The sequence below is a fragment of the Acinetobacter sp. ANC 4805 genome (genome assembly GCF_022549495.1).
Lineage (GTDB): Bacteria > Pseudomonadota > Gammaproteobacteria > Pseudomonadales > Moraxellaceae > Acinetobacter.
The window spans coordinates 1-5,513 of sequence record NZ_JAKZGD010000016.1 but is presented as its reverse complement, the minus strand read 5'-3'; the positions used below and the strand labels follow the sequence as shown (position 1 = coordinate 5,513).

Annotated in this window: 1 protein-coding gene; it reads right to left on the bottom strand. The window is 46.9% G+C overall.

All coding sequences use genetic code 11. The features are described 5' to 3' along the window. On the bottom strand, positions 1–5,144 hold a 5,144-nt coding region (locus MMP60_RS15770; protein ID WP_241337281.1), incomplete at its 3' end, for an Ig-like domain-containing protein. Positions 5,145–5,513 lie beyond the last annotated feature (369 nt).

Sequence of the window (5,513 nt, the reverse complement as noted above, 5' to 3'; positions counted from 1 at the left end):
GTACCTGTATCCGTACCCACATTGCCCGCTAAGTCAGTGGCAGTCACGGTAACGCTATAGCTGCCTTCTGCCAATGCAGCCAAGCTATTGTCTGCCAAGCTCCAAGTGCCATTGCCATTGTTGGTCGCTGGGTAGTTCACACCATCTACATTGACCACAATCGTTGCTGTTGGGTCATTCACTGTTCCAATCAAAGCTGGGGTTGCATCATTGCTTAACACGTCATCGACATTCACCATTGGTGCAGTGACATCACTCAATACTGTGCCGCTGGCTGGTGCTGAGGTATTGCCTGCTGGGTCAGTCGCAGTTGCAGTAACTGTTTCTCCGTTGGTTAATCCACCCGGATTCGGTACAGTCCATGCTCCAGTCACCGGATCAGTCGCTGCTTGGGCAGTACTGCCGTCTGGGAAAGTCACCGTTACGGTTGAACCCGGTTCTGCTGTACCGGTAATCGGATCTGTTGCATTGATTGGATCAAGTGCTGGTACATTTGGTGGAGTCAGGTCAATTGTGATCGTACCTGTATCCGTACCCACATTGCCCGCTAAGTCAGTGGCAGTCACGGTAACGCTATAGCTGCCTTCTGCCAATGCAGCCAAGCTATTGTCTGCTAAAGTCCAAGTACCATCGCCATTATTGGTGGCTGGATAATCTACTCCATTCACATTCACAACAATGCTTGCATTTGGATCGTTGATCGTACCAGTCAATTCAGGTGTCGCATCATTGGTGATCTCATCATTCAGCGCAACGACTGGTGCTAAACCGTCTCCATCAACAATTTCAGTTGCTGGTAGAGAGATGTTGCCTGCTGGATCAGTTGCGGTTGCGGTAACCGTATCACCATCCACCAAATTACCCGGATTCGCTACAGTCCATGCCCCAGTCACTGGATCAGTCGCTGCTTGGGCAGTACTGCCGTCTGGGAAAGTCACCGTTACGGTTGAACCTGGTTCTGCTGTACCTGTAATTGGATCTGTCGCATTGATTGGATCAAGTACTGGTGCATTCGGTGCAGTGGTATCAATCGTTAATACCGCGGTATCTGTTCCGACATTGCCTGCTGCATCGGTAGCCGTGACGGTAATGGTGTGCGGTCCATCAGCAAGGTTTGGCAAGCTATTGTCTGCCAAGCTCCAAGTGCCATTGCCATTGTTGCTGGCTGGGTAGTTCACACCGTCTACATTGACCACGATGGTTGCTGTTGGGTCATTCACTGTTCCAATCAAAGCTTGGGTTGCATCATTGCTTAACACGTCATCGACATTCACCATTGGTGCAGTAACATCACTCGATACTGTGCCGCTGGCTGGTAGAGAGATGTTGCCTGCTGGGTCAGTCGCGGTTGCAGTAACCGTATCACCATCGACCAAGTTACCCGGATTCGGTACAGTCCATGCCCCAGTCACTGGATCAGTCGCTGCTTGGGCAGTACTGCCGTCTGGGAAAGTCACCGTTACGGTTGAACCTGGTTCTGCTGTACCTGTAATTGGATCTGTCGCATTGATTGGATCAATGTCTGGTGCGTTTGGTGGAGTCAGGTCAATTGTGATCGTACCTGTATCCGTACCCACATTGCCCGCTAAGTCAGTGGCAGTCACGGTAACGCTATAGCTGCCTTCTGCTAACGCAGCCAAGCTATTGTCTGCTAAGGTCCAAGTGCCATTGCCATTGTTGGTCGCTGGGTAGTTCACACCATCTACATTGACCACGATGGTTGCTGTTGGATCATTCACTGTGCCAGTCAAGCCTGGGGTTGCATCATTGCTTAACACGTCATCGACATTCACCATTGGTGCAGTGACATCACTCGATACTGTGCCGCTGGCTGGTGCTGAGGTATTGCCTGCTGGGTCAGTCGCGGTTGCGGTAACCGTATCACCATCGACCAAGTTACCCGGATTCAGTACAGTCCACGCTCCAGTCACCGGATCAGTCGCTGCTTGGGCAGTACTGCCGTCTGGGAAAGTCACCGTCACGGTTGAACCCGGTTCTGCTGTACCGGTAATCGGATCTGTTGCATTGATTGGATCAAGTACTGGTGCATTCGGTGCAGTGATATCAATCGTTAATACCGCGGTATCTGTTCCGACATTGCCTGCTGCATCGGTAGCCGTGACGGTAATGGTGTGCGGTCCATCAGCAAGGTTTGGCAAGCTATTGTCTGCCAAGCTCCAAGTGCCATTGCCATTGTTGCTGGCTGGGTAGTTCACACCGTCTACATTGACCACGATGGTTGCTGTTGGGTCATTCACTGTTCCAATCAAAGCTGGGGTTGCATCATTGCTTAACACGTCATCGACATTCACCATTGGTGCAGTAACATCACTCGATACTGTGCCGCTGGCTGGTACTGAGGTATTGCCTGCTGGGTCAGTCGCAGTTGCAGTAACTGTTTCTCCGTTGGTTAATCCACCCGGATTCGGTACAGTCCACGCCCCAGTCACTGGATCAGTCGCTGCTTGGGCAGTACTGCCATCTGGGAAGGTTACCGTCACGGTTGAACCCGGTTCTGCTGTACCTGTAATTGGATCTGTCGCATTGATTGGATCAATGTCTGGTGCGTTTGGTGGAGTCAGGTCAATTGTGATCGTACCTGTATCCGTACCCACATTGCCCGCTAAGTCAGTGGCAGTCACGGTAACGCTATAGCTGCCTTCTGCTAACGCAGCCAAGCTATTGTCTGCTAAGGTCCAAGTACCATCACCATTGTTGGTGGCTGGATAATCTACTCCATTCACATTCACAACAATGCTTGCATTTGGATCGTTGATCGTACCAGTCAATTCAGGTGTCGCATCATTGGTGATCTCATCATTCAGCGCAACGACTGGTGCTAAACCGTCTCCATCAACAATTTCAGTTGCTGGTAGAGAGATGTTGCCTGCTGGATCAGTTGCGGTTGCGGTAACCGTATCACCATCGACCAAGTTACCCGGATTCGGTACAGTCCATGCCCCAGTCACTGGATCAGTCGCTGCTTGGGCAGTACTGCCGTCTGGGAAAGTCACCGTTACGGTTGAACCCGGTTCTGCTGTACCGGTAATCGGATCTGTTGCATTGATTGGATCAAGTGCTGGTACATTTGGTGCAGTAACATCCACACCATAGCTTTGGCTATCGTTAACTGTGCTGCTATTCCCTGCCGCATCTGTGAATTTCACAGTGGCATCAATGACTTTATCTCCATCTGCCAATAATCCACTGCCCGGTACACTCACACTCCATGTACCATTCGTAGTGTTTACAGTCGCGTTATAACTTACGCCATTCACAACCACTGTCACCACTGTAGTCGCTGCATCTGCCGGTATATTTGTCAGCGTTCCTGTAATGGTGACATTACTTGATGATTCAGCAATATTGATCACATTGTCCGCAGTGACTGGATTGATATTGAATCCAACATTATCTGTTACTGGGCTAAGTGTATCGACTGTTTCTGTTGCTGGTTGTGATGGGTTGCCTGCTGGGTCTGTTGCAACTGCGGTAACTGTATCTCCGTTATTTAAACCAGGATTTGGCACAGTCCAACTACCGTTTGGTCCCGCAACTACAACTGCTGTACCGCCGCCCGGGAAAGTTACGGTCACGGTTGAACCCGGTTCTGCTGTACCTGTAATCGGATCTGTCGCATTGATTGGATCAATGTCTGGTGCATTCGGTGCAGTAACATCCACACCATAACTTTGACTATCGTTAACTGTGCTGCTATTCCCTGCCGCATCTGTGAATTTCACAGTGGCATCAATGACTTTATCTCCATCTGCCAATAATCCACTGCCCGGTACACTCACACTCCATGTACCATTCGTAGTGTTTACAGTCGCGTTATAACTTACGCCATTCACAACCACTGTCACCACTGTAGTCGCTGCATCTGCTGGGATATTTGTCAGCGTTCCTGTAATGGTGACATTAGCTGATGATTCAGCACTATTGATCACGTTGTCCGCAGTGACTGGATTGATATTGAATCCAACATTATCTGTTACTGGGCTAAGTGTATCGACTGTTTCTGTTGCTGGTTGTGATGGGTTTCCTGCTGGGTCTGTTGCAACTGCGGTAACTGTATCTCCGTTATTTAAACCAGGATTTGGCGCAGTCCAACTACCGTCTGGTCCCGCAACTACAACTGCTGTACCGCCACCCGGGAAAGTTACGGTCACGGTTGAACCCGGTTCTGCTGTACCTGTAATCGGATCTGTCGCATTGATTGGATTAATATCTGGTGCATTCGGTGCAGTAACATCCACACCATAGCTTTGGCTATCGTTAACTGTGCTGCTATTCCCTGCCGCATCTGTGAATTTCACAGTGGCATCAATGACTTTATCTCCATCTGCCAATAATCCACTGCCCGGTACACTCACACTCCATGTACCATTCGTAGTGTTTACAGTCGCGTTATAACTTACGCCATTCACAACCACTGTCACCACCGTAGTCGCTGCATCTGCCGGTATATTTGTCAGCGTTCCCATAATGGTGACATTAGCTGATGATTCAGCACTATTGATCACGTTGTCCGCAGTGACTGGATTGATATTGAATCCAACATTACTTGTATTCGGTGGTGTAGTGTCTGGGGTATTATTGTTATTATCATTTCCGCTACCGCCGCCTGCAGCCGCAGCAATACCACCGACTGCAAGAGGAATAGCCCATAACCATGGGCTCAATCCGGCTTCATGATAGAGTAGAGGTTCTACAGACTGAATAGGTTGAAAAACAACATCTGAAACGGGGGCTTGAGCAACTTCTGGCACTGCTGCCGGTGTTTCTTCTAAAAAAACTGCACCTTCTTGATCTGAATCACTGTCTGCATCAGCATCACTATCCGCATCAGCATCATTCTCTGCATCTTTAAATTTTGCCCAAATGAGCTGACCATTTTCTCCTTGAAATACAAGACTATTATCTAGGCTTGCACTCCCACTGAAGAAATTTTGAATAACAATCATTTCTCCATTCTTTAATAAAACAATGGCATTTGTTCCATCTCGTTTCACTGCTGAAATATCAGCTGTAGGAATCTTGACCAATACAACAGATGGCTCAGAAGATAATGTAGTAGTTTTTGCCGTTGTATTTGCCAGGGTTTTATGACTTTCCTTGGAAATAATTTGTATTTCAGACATAATTCTCTTCCTCATTATATATTATATATTATTAATTTTTAACTATTTTTAATTACATTATTGGCTTAATTTTAAATTATTGTTTCTAGTTACTCAGTTCACCAAACAACTTTAAAGCAAATACAAAAAATGTTAAATAGCTCACAAAAACAAAGGGTTTAATAATTGCTTGATACAATCTATTACAATTAATCAAATCCATGATTATTAATAAAAAAATAATGATGACTTTTTAATTTAATTACATTTATTAATAAATATATAAAATAATAATATATTAGATCTCTTGCGAAAGTTAATTTTGACTCATCCAGTTAATCAGCCCAGCAATTAAATTCATCCTTAAACCAAATCGTTTTCTTCTGTTTC